This window comes from Amycolatopsis anabasis (genome assembly GCF_009765355.1).
Lineage (GTDB): Bacteria > Actinomycetota > Actinomycetes > Mycobacteriales > Pseudonocardiaceae > Amycolatopsis > Amycolatopsis anabasis.
Genome location: NZ_VTHK01000072.1, coordinates 1 through 14031, shown reverse-complemented (window position 1 = coordinate 14031; position 14031 = coordinate 1). Strand labels below are relative to the sequence as shown.

Sequence of the window (14031 nt, the reverse complement as noted above, 5' to 3'; positions counted from 1 at the left end):
GCGATCAGCCCCGCTTTCCGGTGGCGAGCGCGGTCCGCTCGATGGTGCGCTCGATCCAGGCGTCCGGCTCCCGGGCCTTCTCCGCGTAGGCGTCCCGGACCGATTCGTGCGGCAGGATCAGGAATTCCTCCCGGCCCAGCCCGGCCACCGCGGCCTCGGCGACCTCCTCGGGTTCGAGCAGGGGAGCGGCGGCCGCGATGGCGACCGCGGCGGGATGTCCGGCTTCGATGCCGGGGACGAGCAGATCGGTCCGGACGCCGAGCGGGCACAGCGCGCTGACCCCGAGCCCGCGTTGCCGGTAGGTCACGGCCAGCCATTCGGCCACCCCGACCGCGGCCTGCTTGGTCACCGAGTAGGGCGCGTCCCCGGGCGCGCCGAGCAGGCCCGCGCCGGACGCGGTGAGCAGCAGGTAGCCCCCGCGCCGCCGCAGCATGGACGGCAGGCACACCTGGGCCGCGTAGACGTGTTGCATCACGTTGACCGCCCAGGACCGCGCCCACTGCGCGTCCGCGGCGTGGATCCCGGTGCCGAAGGCCAGCCCGGCGTTGGAGCAGAACAGGTCCACCGGCCCGTACGCGTCCTGGGCGGCTTCGACGAGACCGCGCAGGTCGTCCTTCACGCCCGCGTCGGCGCGGCAGGCGAGGGCCTCCCCGCCTCCGTCCGCAATGGACGCCGCGACCGCCTCGGCCCCGGCCAGGTCGAGATCGGACACCACGATCCCGCGGGCGCCCTCCCGGGCGAAGCGGCGGGCCAGTGCGGCGCCGATGCCGTGCGCCGCGCCGGTGATCACCACGACTCGGTCTGTCAGTTTCACGAATGCTCCAGTGCTTTTCGTGATTTGTCACGCCAGTGCGCCCGGCGCGCGGGAAAGACGTGCCGGGCGTGCCAATTTTCGGATCCGGACGCGTCGTCCGCGGGGAATCGGACCCTAACACGCGGAATATTTTTGTGCCGCAGGCTCAGGCGTCCATCAAGCCGTGATCAAGGAAAGCATTCGAGTGTTGCGTTATTCGAGCGTGATCCACTATTTGTTTTCCCGCAAACGTGGCAGGAGGTTCGCCGGTGACTGAAGCGGCATGGCCCGACCGGACCCGGGTGCTCGGCGTGAGTCCCTTCGGCGCCCCGGACCCCCGGGTGGTCGCCGCGGTGACCCAGGGCGGCGGGCTCGGTGTGCTGGATCTCGGCGGCCCGGCCGGAAACCCCGCCGAGGCGCTGCGCCGGACCAGCGCGGACCTCGGCACGTCCTTCGGCGTCCGCGTTCCGCACGGCTGCCCGCTGCGGCCCGCCGACGTGCTGCCCGACTACGAGATCGCGCTCGTGGTGCTCGGCTACCGGTCGCCGTGGACGCCCGCGTCGATCGCCGCGGCGGCCGGTCCGGGCAACCGGCCCCGCGTGCTGGCCGAGGTCACCGGCCTCGAGGAGGCCGAGCAGGCGCTGGCCGCGGGCGCGGACGGCGTGGTCGCGCGCGGGCAGGAGGCCGGTGGCCGGGTCGGCGAGCTGACCTCGTTCGTCCTGCTGCAGCACCTGGCCGCACGGCTCACCGCGCCGATCTGGGTCTGCGGCGGCATCGGCCCGCACACCGCCGCCGCGGTGGCCGCCGGCGGGGGCGCCGGGGTCGTGCTGGACACCCAGCTGAGCCTGTTTCCGGACACCGACGTGCCGCGCCGGGTCCGCGAGCACTTCGTCCGGATGGACAGCGCGGACGCCCAGCTCGCCACCCTGTTCGCGGCCCGGTTCGCCACCGCGCGGCAGGCCGTGCAGGCGATCGCCCGGACGCCGGCCGAGCCGCCGGAGGGCACCGGTCCGGCGGAACAGGGCGCCGCGCTGTGCCGCTCGCTGGGCATCGACCTGCCGATCGCGCAGGGCCCGATGACCCGGGTGAGCGACCAGCCCGGATTCGCCGCCGCGGTCGCCGGGCAGGGCGCGATGCCCTATGTCGCGGTCGCCCTGGCCACCGGCGCGCAGACCCGCGAACTGCTGCGCCGCACCGGTGAACTGCTCGGCGACCGCCCGTGGGGCGCGGGCATCCTCGGGTTCGTCTCCGAGCGCCTGCGCGCCGAGCAGCTGGCGGCGATCCGGGACGCGGGACCACGCAGCGTGCTCATCGCGGGCGGCACCCCGGCGCAGGCGAAAGCCCTGGAGGCCGAGGGCATCGCGACCTACCTGCACGTGCCCTCGCCGATCCTGCTGGGGCAGTTCCTGGCCGCCGGGGTCCGGCGATTCGTCTTCGAGGGCGCCGAATGCGGCGGGCACATCGGCCCGCGGTCGAGCTTCTCGCTGTGGGAAGCGCAGCTCGACGCGCTGAGGTCCTTTGTGGACGAACAGCGGGCGGATCCGGGCATCGAGGTGTTCTTCGCCGGGGGCATCCACGACGCGCGGTCCTCGGCGATGGTCGCCGCCCTGTCCGCGCCGCTCGCCCGCCGCGGGGTCTCCACCGGGATTCTGATGGGCACCGCGTACCTGTTCACCGAGGAGGCGGTGCGCCACGGCGCGATCACCGGGACGTTCCAGCGGCAGGCGCTGATCGCGCGGCGCACCGCGACCCTGGAAACCGCGCCGGGGCACCAGACCCGCTGCCTGCCCACCCCGTTCGTCGAGGAGTTCGCCGCCACCAAGGCCCGGCTGGAAGCCCAGGACCTGCCCGCGCGGGAACGCTGGGAACTGCTGGAGGCGCTCAACACCGGGCGCCTGCGCATCGCGAGCAAGGGCCTGCGCCGCGACGGCGACGCGCTGCTCGCCGTGGACGACGCCGGTCAGCTCGCCGACGGCATGTACCTGGCCGGGCAGGTCGCCGTGCTCCGCGACCAGGTCACCGACATCGCCGCGCTGCACCACGCGGTCATCGAGGACGCCGCCGCGCTGCTCCGCGCCGGGGAGCGGCGACCCGCCCGAGCCCGGCGCGAAACCGATGCCGTCGCCGTGGTCGGCATGGCCTGCGCCTTCCCCGGCGCCCCCGATCTGCCCGCGTTCTGGTCGAACGTGCTGCGCGGCGTCGACGCGGTCACCGAGGTCCCCGCCGAGCGCTGGGATCCGGCGGTCTACCACGGCGAGCACGGCACACCGTCGAAATGGGGCGGGTTCCTGCCCCGGATTCCCTTCGACCCCACCGAATTCGGGATCCCGCCGTCGTCGCTGGGCAGTATCGACCCGGCCCAGCTGCTGTCCTTGCGGGTCGCCGCGCAGGCGCTCGCCGACGCGGGGTACCGCGACCGCGCGTTCGACCGGGAACGCACCAGCGTGATCTTCGGCGCCGAGCAGGGCGGGGACCTCGCGAACGCGGGGATCGTGCGTTCCCTGCTGCCCGCCTACCTCGACGAGATCCCCGCCGAACTCGACGAGCAGCTGCCGCGGTTCACCGAGGACTCGTTCCCCGGCACGCTGGCCAACGTCATCTCCGGGCGGATCGCGAACCGGCTCGACCTCGGCGGCGCCAACTACACCGTCGACGCGGCCTGCGGTTCCTCGCTCGCCGCGCTCGACCTCGCGTGCAAGGAACTCCGCCAGGGGTCCAGCGATCTGGTGCTGTGCGGCGCGGTCGACCTGCACAACGGGATCCACGACTACCTGATGTTCGCCTCCGCCGGCGCGCTGTCACCGACCGGCCGCTGCCGCCCGTTCGACCGGGCGGCCGACGGGATCGCGCTCGGCGAGGGGGTCGCGTGCCTGGCGCTCAAGCGGCTCGCCGACGCCGAGCGGGACGGGGACCGGATCTACGCCGTGGTCTCCGGGGTCGGCGCGGCCAGCGACGGCAAGGCGCTCGGGCTCACCGCCCCGCGGCCCGAGGGGCAGTACCGGGCGCTGGCGCGGGCCTACGCCGACGCCGGGCTCTCCCCGGCCGAGGTCGGCCTGGTGGAGGCGCACGGCACCGGGACGGTCGTCGGCGACGCGACCGAGCTGACCACGCTGTCCCGGTTCTTCACCGACGCCGGTGCGTGGGACGGCGCCTGCGCGCTGGGATCGGTGAAGAGCCAGATCGGGCACACGAAATGCGCGGCGGGACTGGCCGGGCTGATCAAGGCCGCGCTGTCGGTGTGGCACGGCGTGATCCCGCCGACCCTGCACCTGACCGAACCGAATCCGGCCTGGGATCCCGAGACCAGCCCGTTCTCGTTCACCACCGAGGCCCGCCCCTGGCCCGCCACCCGGAGCCGCCGGATCGCCGGGGTCAGCGCGTTCGGCTTCGGCGGCACGAACTTCCACGCGGTGCTCGCGCAGAGTCCGTCAGCACCGGCCGAGCGCCACGGGCTGCGCGACTGGGACGCCGAGCTGTTCCTGTTCCGCGGTCGGAACGCCGAACGGTCGATGCGCGAACTGCGCGAACTCGCCGAACGCGGGGACCGGCCGCTGCGCGATCTCGCGGCCCACGCCGGGGAACGGGCCGACCGGGAGGCCGATCCGGTCCGGTTCGCGGTGGTCGCGCGCGACCGGGACGAACTCGTCGGCGCGCTGACCGCGGCGCTCGCCGGGGAACCGGCCGCGTCCTGGTTCGGCGGCGACGGGACGACCGGCAAGCTGGCCTTCCTGTTTCCCGGGCAGGGCAGCCAGCGCACCGGCATGCTCGCCGAGCTGTTCGTGGCGTTCCCCGAACTCCGCCGCCATCTCGACGCCGACGCCGCGACCGCCGCGCTCGCGTACCCGCCGCACGCGTTCGCCGAGGCCGAGGGGGAGGCGCGGCGCCGGGCGCTGCGGGACACCCGGGTCGCCCAACCGGCGCTCGGCATGGTCGAAACGGCCGTCTGCGAACTGCTGGACCGGCTCGAAGTGCGGCCCGGACTGCTCGCCGGGCACAGCTACGGCGAACTGGTCGCGCTGTCCGCGGCCGGTGCGTTCGACACCGCGACCCTGCTGCGGCTGAGCCGGCGCCGCGCCGAGGCCATCGCGGCCGCGGCGGGCGGCGAACCGGGCGCGATGGCCGCGGTGAACGGCACCCGGGACGACGTCGCCGCGTTCCTCGAACGCGGGGGCCTCGACGTGGTGATCGCGAACCACAACGCACCCAACCAGATCGTCCTCTCCGGACGGTCCGCAGAAGTGGACCGGGCCGTCGAATCCTTGCGCGCGCGGGCTTTCCCGGCCAAACGGCTGCCGGTCGCCTGCGCGTTCCACAGCCCGGTCGTGGCCGCCGCGTCGGCCGAGTTCGCCGCCGACCTCGCCGCCGAGGACGTGCGCGCCCCGCGGCGGCCGGTGTGGGCGAACCGGACCGCGCGGGCCTACCCGGCGGACGCGGACGTGCGCGCCGAACTCGCCGGGCAGCTCGCCGCCCCGGTGCGGTTCGCGGACCAGATCGAGGACATGTACGCCGCCGGGGCGCGGGTCTTCCTCGAGGTCGGCCCCGGCAAGGTGCTCACCGGCCTGGTCGGCACGATCCTCGGCAACCGCCCGCACACCGCCGTCGCGACCGATTCCGGCACCGGGCTGCGCGGCCTGCTCACCGCCCTGGCCCGGCTGGCGGTTTCCGGGGTCGACATCCGGACCGAATGGCTCTTCCGGGGCCGTGCCGGCGGCGACGCCGAACCGGCGAAGCGCCCGCCGTGGACCGTCGACGGGCAGCTCGTGCGGCGCACCGACGGCGGCCGGACGCCCAACGGGCTGGTGCCCGCCCAACGGATACCGAGGATGACCATGACCGAGAACACCGGCACTCGCGACGACGTGGTCGTGGAGTTCCTGCGCACCAACCGGGAGATCATCGCCGCGCAGCGCGATGTGCTGCTCGGTTACTTCGGGCAGGCCACGGCCCCGGTCACACCACCCGCGCCACCCGCACCGGCGGCGATCGCCGAGGCGGAACCCGTTGCGGCGGAACCGAAACCGGAGCCCAAGCCCGCGGAAGCCGTCGACGTCCTGCGATCGGTGATCGAGGTGATCAGCGACCGCACCGGCTACCCGGCCGACCTGATCGAAGGGGATCTCGACCTGGAGGCCGATCTCTCCATCGACTCGATCAAGCGCGCCGAGATCGCCGGAACCCTGATCGCCGAACTGGGCCTGACCGGCCTCGCCGACGACGGCCAGGACGAGCTGAGCCGCAGGCGCACGGCGAACAGCGTCGCCGAATGGCTGACCGAACGCCTCGGCCCGGTCGGCGAACCGACGGTCCGGACCGAGCCGGTGGCGGTCCCGGGCCTCGCGCCCCAGCGGTTCGTCTCCCGGGCGGTCGCCGAGGACCTGCCCGGCGGCGATCCGCTTCGCTTGCGGGGCAAGGAGGTCGTGCTCGCCTTCGAACCCGGGCAAGCGGATCTCGCCGCGGCGGTGCGCGCCGGACTGGCCGGACACGGTGCGTCCGTCCGAACCGGACCGATCACCGGCCCCGATGTCCTGGTGTGCCTGGGCCCGCTGGCGGGCGGGGACGAACCGGTCGCGCCGCGGGTGTTCGGCCTGCTGCGCGAGGCGGCGCGGGCGGGGGTCGATTCGGTGCTGGTCGCGTGCACCCGGGGCGAGCACGCGGCCGGGCTGCGCGGCCTGGTTCGCGCGGCGGTCCGGGAAGGGCTGACCACCACGCTCGTCGAACTCGACGTCGACGCGGGCACCGAGGTCGCCGGGACGGTGGTGGCCGAACTGCTCGTCGCGGATCCACCGCCGGTGGTCGCCTACCGGGGCGGCGAGCGGACCGTGTTCCGGCTGGCGGCCGAGGAACTCGGCGCGCTCGCCCACGGCGGCGCCGGTCCCGCCGGTCCGGGCGCGGCCGAGGCCCAGGCGATCGGCCTGGACCGCGACTCCGTGGTCCTGCTCGTCGGCGGGGCACGCGGGATCACCGCCCGCTTCGCCACGACCCTGGCCACGGCCGCGGGATGCCGGATCGAGTTGGCCGGGCGCACCCCGTGGCCGCCGGAACCGGAAGACCCCGACACGCGTGAGCTGACCGACCGGCAGGCGCTGCGCCGCGTGCTCGCGGCCCGGACCGGCTCGCTCGCCGACGTGGACCGCCAGGTGTCGGCCATCCTCGCCCAGCGCGAGGTCGCGCGGACCTTGGCCGAGATCCGCGCGGCCGGGAGCGAGGTCGCCTACCGCGGCCTCGACGTCCGGGACGGCGTCGCGCTCCGGCAGACCGTGAAGGACCTGTACGCGCAGCACGGGCGGCTGGACGGGATCGTCTACGCGGCGGGCGTCATCGACGACCGGCTGCTCACCGACAAGGGCGACGATTCCTTCCGGACCGTGTTCTCGACCAAAGTGGACGGTGCGCGGGCACTGCTCGAATCGTTGCCCCAGCTCGGCATCCAGCCCGGGTTCGTCACCTTCTTCGGCAGTATCGCGGCGGTGCTGGGCAACCGCGGGCAGAGCGACTACGCCGCCGCGAACGACGCGCTGGAATCGCTCGGCGCCGCGTGGGCCGAGCGCACCGGGATCCGGGTGCTGACCGTCCACTGGGGACCGTGGGCGCCCGCGGCGGAGCACGGCGGCATGGTTTCGCCCGAACTCGCCCGCGACTACCGGCGGCGTGAGATCGGGCTGATCGATCCGGACGCGGGCACCGCGGCGCTGCTGCGCGAACTGGCCTACGGGCCGCGCGAGGCCCGCGCGGTCGTCTACACGGCGTCCCCATGGTGAGCCCGGAGCCGATCGCGATCGTCGGCATGTCGGTCCTGCTGCCCGGAGCGTCCGGTTTGGACGAATACTGGCACAACCTGGTGACCGGCGTGGACGCGATCACCGAGGTGCCGCCGGACCGCCGGGACCCCGAGTTCCACGATCCGGCGTGCACGGCGGACGCGGAACCGGCGCCGGATCGCACCTACTGCCACCGCGGCGGTTTCCTCACCGGGCCGGTCGCGATGGACGCCGGTGCGTTCGGGATCGTGCCGAATTCGGTGGCGGGCATCGAGCCCGATCAGCTCATCGCGTTGCGGGTCGCGGCCGCCGCGGTGGAAGACGCCGGGGGAACGGCCGGGTTCGGCGATCCGCGCCGGGTGGGGGTGATTCTCGGGCGGGGTGGTTACCTGTCGCCCGGGCTGATGCGGTTCGAGCAGCGGGTCCGGACGGTGCGGCAGGTGGTGCGGACGCTGCGCGAGGTGCTGCCGTCGGCCGAGGGGGAACTGCTCGATCGGGTCCGCGATTCGCTGCTCGAACCGCTCGGTCCGCTGGGGCCGGAATCCACCATCGGCCTGGTGCCCAACCTGGCGGCGTCCCGGGTCGCGAACCGGCTCGACTTCGGCGGCCCGGCGTACACGGTGGACGCGGCGTGCGCGTCGTCCCTGGTCGCCGTCGACCACGCCGTGCGGGAACTGACCGCGGGCCGCTGCGACGTGATGCTCGCCGGCGGGGTGCACCACTGCCACGACGACACGCTCTGGTCGATGTTCACCCAGCTGCGCGCCCTGTCGGCGACGCAGGCGATCCGGCCGCTGTCCCGGGACGCCGACGGGCTGCTGATCGGCGAGGGGACCGGGGTCGTGGTGCTCAAACGGCTGGCCGACGCCCGGCGCGACGACGACCGGATCTACGCGGTCATCCGGGGCGTCGGCGTGTCCAGCGACGGCCGGAGCGCGAGCCTGTTCAACCCGGACACCGGTGGCCAGGCGCTGGCCCTGCGGCGGGCGTGGGCGGCGGCCGGGCTCGACCCCGCGGCGCCGGATTCGATCGGGTTGCTGGAGGCGCACGGCACCGCGACGAAGGCGGGGGACGCGGCCGAGCTGGCCACGATCGCCGAGGTGTTCGGTCCGGGCCGCCCGGCGGTGATCGGCTCGGTGAAGTCGATGATCGGCCACACGCTGCCGACCGCCGGGGTGGCCGGGCTGGTCAAGGCGGCGCTCGCCCTGCACCACGCGACCCTGCTGCCGACGCTGCACTGCGCGGAGCCGAATCCGCTGCTGGCGCGGACCCGGTTCGACGTGCTCGCCGAAGCGCGCCCGTGGGCGCCTGGCGCCGGGCCCCGGCGGGCCGGGGTGAACGCGTTCGGCTTCGGCGGAATCAACGCGCACGTCGTGCTCGAGGAGGCGCCGTCCGCGCCGCGGCGGCCCGTCGCGGTGACCGAACCGGAACGGGTGCTTCGACTCTCCGCCGCTTCACCGGAAGGCTTGCGGCGGCTGCTCGACCGGCCGGATTCGGTGGAGCCCGCGGGCCGGTACCGGCTCGGGATCGTGGACCCGGTGCCGCGGCGCGTCGAGGCCGCGCGGAAGATCGTGGCCCGGGGCGAATCCTGGCGCGGGCGCAACGACATCTGGTTCAGCACCGAGCCGCTGCTGGCGGCCGGGGCGAAGACCGCGTTCGTGTTTCCCGGCCTGGAGGGCGAATTCACCCCGAACTGCGCTGATGTCGCCGGACACTTCGGGCTCCCGATGCCCGAAGTGTCCACCGAGTCCGTACCGGCGCGCGCGTCGAGCGTGACCGCGATCGGCCGCCTGCTCGACGCGGCGGTGCGGCGGCTCGGGGTGCGGCCGGACGGTCTCGCCGGGCACAGCGTCGGCGAGTGGTCGGCGATGATCAGCGCGGGGATGTACTCGCTGGAAGAGCACCAGCTGACCGACTTCCCCTTGCCGCAGCTGGACTTCGTCGTCCTCGGCTGTTCGGCGGCCGAGGCCCTGGACCGGATTTCCGGCGAACCGGAGCTGGTGCTTTCGCACGACAACGCGCCCCGGCAGACGATCGTCTGCGGTGCGCCCGAGGCCGCCGAACGCCTCGCGGCCGCGTGCCGCCGGGACGGGATCGTCGCGCGGATCCTCCCGTTCCGCTCCGGATTCCACACGCCGATGCTGCTCTCGTTCCTGGAACCGTTCGCGCGCCTGGCGGAGAACCTGGAGTTCCAGCCCGCCGAGGTGCCGGTGTGGTCGGCGACCACGGCCCGGCCGTACCCGGATGAGCCCGTCGCCGTGCGCGAGCTGTACCTGGACCACCTGGTCGAACCGGTGCGCTTCCGGCAACTCGTCGACGCCATGTACCGTGACGGTTTCCGGGTGTTCGTCCAAATGGGACCGGGACAGCTGGGTTCGTTCATCACCGACACGCTCGGCGACCTGCCGCATCTGGTGGTCAGCGCGAACTCGAGCCGCCGGCCGGGGCTCGCGCAGCTGCGGCGGGTGGCGACCGCGTTGTGGGCCGAGGGCGCGGATCCGGACTTCGCGGCGCTGGAACGGCGACCGTCCCCGTCCGTTCCGGTGCGCCTGGCGACCCCGCCGCTTTCCGTTGGCAGGGAGGCGCTCGGCCTGCTGGACGGCGCTTCGCCGCTGCCCGAAATCCCCGAGGGCGCGGGGGCCGAGGTGGTCCGCGAGTTCACCAAACTGCTCGCCGAGACGCAGGACGCGGCGCGCAGCGTGCTGGCCGCGGCGACCCGGACGAGGGCGACCCGGTCCGCGGTGCTGGAGGTCTCCCTCGAGCGCATGCCGTACCTGCGCGATCACCGGTTCTTCCGGCAGCGCGAGGGCTGGCCGGACGAAACCGACTGGCGCCCGGTGGTGCCCGCCACGACCCTCATCGACCTGGCCGCACGCGAAGTTCAGCGCGCCTGGCCGGGTTCGGTCGTCACCGCGGTACACGACGCCGCGTTCTTCCGGTGGCTGGTGGCGGCGCCCGCGTGCCGCGTCCCGGTCCGGATGGAACGCGAGGGCGATCGGATCGCCGTGGAGATCGGCGCTTTCGCGTCGATGAAACTGGAGATCGCGGGCGCGCACCGGGCTTCCGATTCACCATTGTGGACAGTCCGGGAACCGGAGCACCCGCCACCGCTGCCCGCCGCAGAGATCTACCGGCGCCGGGAGATGTTCCACGGCCCGCGATTCCAGGGACTCAGCGCGCTCAGCGGGCTGGGGGAGCGGCACCTCCGCGGTGAGATCACCGTCCCGGCGGCGCCCGGCGCGCTGCTCGACAACGCGGGCCAGTTGCTGGGCTGCTGGCTGATGGCCACGGAACGGGAGCGGTTGCTGGCCTTCCCGCGGCACATCCGGAAGATCGCCTTCTCCGGTCCGGAACCACCGCCCGGGGCCCGGGTGGGCTGCGTCGTCCGGGTGCGCACACCCGACGCACGGCTGCTCGAAATGGACGCCCAGTTGGTCCACAACGGACAGTTGTGGGCGGAGATCTCGTCGTGGCAGGACGTCCGCTTCGACTGCGACCGACGCGCGCACCGGGTGTACGCGTTCCCGGACCGGAACCTGCTCGCCGAACCGCGTGCGGACGGCTGGTTCGTGGTGGCGGACCGCTGGCCCGGGGCCGCCACGCGCGATCTCTACGCGGGCATCTACCTCAACGCGGCCGAACGCGAGGATTACGCGCGCCGCGCGCCGGGGGAACAACGGCACTGGTTGCTCGGGCGGATCGCGATCAAGGACGCGGTGCGGGCCTGGCTGTCCGGTCACGGCGTGACCGGGGTCTACCCGGCCGAGCTGACCGTGCACACCGACGAAAACGGCCAGGTGCGGGTGGCCGGTTGTCCTGGCCGGACGGTGCCGGACCTCGCCGTGTCGATGACCTGCCGCGGCGAATTCGGCATGGCGAGGGTAACGCGATGAACGGGAGTACGAGCATGGTGACACCACAGACCACCGACGTTTTCGCCACCGTGGTCGGATTGCTGGGTGAGATCATCGGCGATGTCGAGCTGGTCGGCTTCGACATCACGCGGGACACGACGTTCCACGAGGACCTCCAACTGGAGAGCATCGATCTGGTGACGTTCGCCGGGATCCTGACCGAGCACTTCGGCACGGGGGTGAACCTCGCCGACCACCTCGCGGAGAAGGATCTCGAGGAGGTCATCGAACTGCGGGTGGGGGACATCGTCGACTACGTCGCGGCGCGGACGGGCTGACCGATGCCGACGGCGATGGTGAACGGGCTGCGGACGCATTACCAGGTCCTGCCCGCGGCCGAAGGGGCCGAGACCGTGGTTTTCCTGCACGGCCTGGGCACCGACAGCCTGGCCAGTTTCTACCTGACCCTGGCGCCCCCGGTTTCGGCCGCCGGGATCCGGGTGGTCAGCTACGACCTGCGTGGTCACGGGAAGACCGAGCGGCCGTCGAGCGGTTACACCATCAAGGACTTCGTGGCCGATCTGGACGATCTGCTGCGCGAGCTGGGCGTGGATCAGCCGGTTCACCTGGTGGGCAACAGTTTCGGCGGTACGATCGCGTACAGCTACGCGTGGACCTATCCGGAGCGGGTGCGCAGCATCGTGTGCATCGAAGCCGAACCGCCCACCGACGCGTGGAGCGCCAAGATGGCGCGGATCCTGACCTATACCGTGGAATTCCTGCGGGCCGAGGAGAGTTACGCCTGGATCGAGGCGAACTACAGCGCACACCACCGGCGGCTGGCCCGGATGGCGGCCGAGCGCATCACCGCCACCACGATGGCGGATGAGGTTCCGCTCGGCCCGCTGCTGACCTGGGAGCAGGTGGCCGAGATCGGCTGCCCGGTCCTGTCGATCCTCGGGCAGCAGGGTTACCAGTCGGACGATCTGGAGGGGTTGACCTCCCTGTTGCCGCGCGGTGAGCTGTTCGTCTTCGACGGGCAGGGACATTCCGTGCTCGTCGAACAGCACCGCGAGGTCCGGGCCCTCCTGCTGGATTGGGTGGCCCGGCATTCATGAACCGCTTCCTGTTCGTGGTACCGCCGCTGACCGGGCACGTGAACCCGCTGCGGGCGGTGGCCGCGGAGTTGGCGGCTCGTGGCCACCAGGTCGCGTGGGCGGGGCCCGCGCCGCTGATCGGCCGGCTCACCGGCGCCCGGACCGTCTACCGCGCGGCCGACGCGGCCCGGTTCGCCGTCGAGAAGCGCCCGGCCGGTCTGCGCGGATTCGCTGCCCTGCGCTATCTCTGGGCGGAGTACCTGATCCCGCTCGCCGACGCGATGGCCGAGGGGGTCGAGCACGCGATCGCCGATTTCGAACCGGACGCGGTGGTCGCCGACCAGCAGGCCCTGGCCGGCGCGCTGGCGGCCACGCGCCGGGGCGTTCCGTGGGCGACCTCGGCGACGACTTCGTCCGAACTCGCCGATCCGCTGAAGGCGATGCCGAAGGTCGCCGCGTGGATCTCCGCCCTGCAGGCGGATCTGCGGGTGCGGCACGGGTTGCCGTCGACCGGTCCCGACCTCCGCTTCTCCCCGCACCTGGTGCTCGCCTTCACCACCGAAGCCCTCGCCGGACCGACCGCCGTCGCCCCCGTCCGCTACGTCGGGCCTTCCCTGGCTGAACCCTCCACAGTGGACGACTTCCCCTGGGACCGGCTGTCCCCCCGCCGCCCCTTGGTCCTCGTCACCCTGGGTACGGCCAATGTGGACGTGGGACACCGCTTCCTCACCGAATGCGCGCAAGCGCTGGACTCGCTCTCCGGCGAGGTCCAGGGCGTGATCGCCGATCCTTCGGGCCTGCTGCCCAATTCGGCCGGTGCCGGCGCGGTCGTCGTTCGCCGCATCCCCCAGCTCGCCCTGATCCGCCGGGCCGCCGTGGTCGTCTGCCACGGCGGCCACAACACGGTCTGCGAAAGCCTCGGCCACGGCGTCCCGCTCGTGGTGGCCCCGATCCGCGACGACCAACCCATCCTCGCCGAACAAGTCGTCACCGCGGGCGCGGGTCGCCGCCTCCGCTTCGACCGAGCCAAGTCGCCGGAAATCGCGACGGCGGTCCTGGACGTGTTGCGCTCACCGGAGTACGCGGCGAACGCCCGCCGAATCCGCGATTCCTTTTCGGCGGCGGGCGGCGCCCCGGTCGCCGCCGACCACCTGGAGAAACTCCCCACGATCGAGTGAAGCCCGCCATGCGGCGGCCACCCCCCCGCCCGTTCGGCCACCCGCGGTCACCAAAAAATAGCGGGGGACCTTTACTACGGTCTGGCTGTAGTAAAGGTCCCCCGCTCCCGTTGAGGCGGAGCAAAGGTCCCTTGCTTTTTTGGCGGCTCCGAGGGGGCGGGGGCGCGGGTGGTGGTTCCGAACGTGCAACTCGCTTCCCCGAACGTGTAACTCGCGTGCGCGAACATGGAACTCGCCTGCCGGAACGGGGGACTCGCGCGACTGGAACGGGGGACTCGCGAGTTGTGGTTAGGGGGTGGAGGTTCCGGCGGGGGAGGTGGGGGTCGAGGTGGGGTTGGGGGTGCTCGCGGG

6 protein-coding genes are annotated in these 14031 nt (G+C 73.2%); 5 read left to right on the top strand and 1 reads right to left on the bottom strand.

Annotated elements, in window-relative coordinates; genetic code table 11:
• Positions 1–4 precede the first annotated feature (4 nt).
• Positions 5–814 (bottom strand): SDR family oxidoreductase, encoded by an 810-nt coding sequence (locus FXO23_RS44900; RefSeq protein ID WP_158894091.1) that lies wholly within the window; start codon positions 812–814, stop codon positions 5–7.
• Positions 815–1062: 248 nt separating this feature from the next.
• On the opposite strand from FXO23_RS44900, the gene FXO23_RS44895 reads away from it, so the two are divergent.
• From FXO23_RS44895 to FXO23_RS44875, 5 genes are read left to right on the top strand one after another with little or no spacing between them, the layout of a single operon-like run.
• A complete protein-coding gene (locus FXO23_RS44895) occupies positions 1063–7551 on the top strand; it encodes a type I polyketide synthase (protein ID WP_246258446.1) in 6489 nt (2162 codons plus the stop codon).
• Positions 7545–11444, top strand: a complete 3900-nt coding sequence (locus FXO23_RS44890) for a beta-ketoacyl synthase N-terminal-like domain-containing protein (RefSeq protein WP_158894087.1) — start codon at positions 7545–7547, stop codon at positions 11442–11444. Before FXO23_RS44895 ends, FXO23_RS44890 begins: the two co-directional genes overlap by 7 nt.
• 14 nt (positions 11445–11458) lie before the next feature.
• Positions 11459–11743: an acyl carrier protein gene (locus tag FXO23_RS44885; RefSeq protein ID WP_158894085.1), complete on the top strand. Its 285-nt coding sequence runs from the start codon at positions 11459–11461 to the stop codon at positions 11741–11743.
• 3 nt (positions 11744–11746) lie between these two features.
• Positions 11747–12523 carry an alpha/beta fold hydrolase gene (locus FXO23_RS44880; RefSeq protein ID WP_158894083.1) on the top strand — a complete coding sequence of 259 codons (777 nt, stop codon included), beginning with the start codon at positions 11747–11749 and terminating at the stop codon, positions 12521–12523.
• A complete protein-coding gene (locus FXO23_RS44875) occupies positions 12520–13680 on the top strand; it encodes a glycosyltransferase (protein ID WP_158894081.1) in 1161 nt (386 codons plus the stop codon). Before FXO23_RS44880 ends, FXO23_RS44875 begins: the two co-directional genes overlap by 4 nt.
• The last annotated feature ends 351 nt before the right edge of the window (positions 13681–14031 follow it).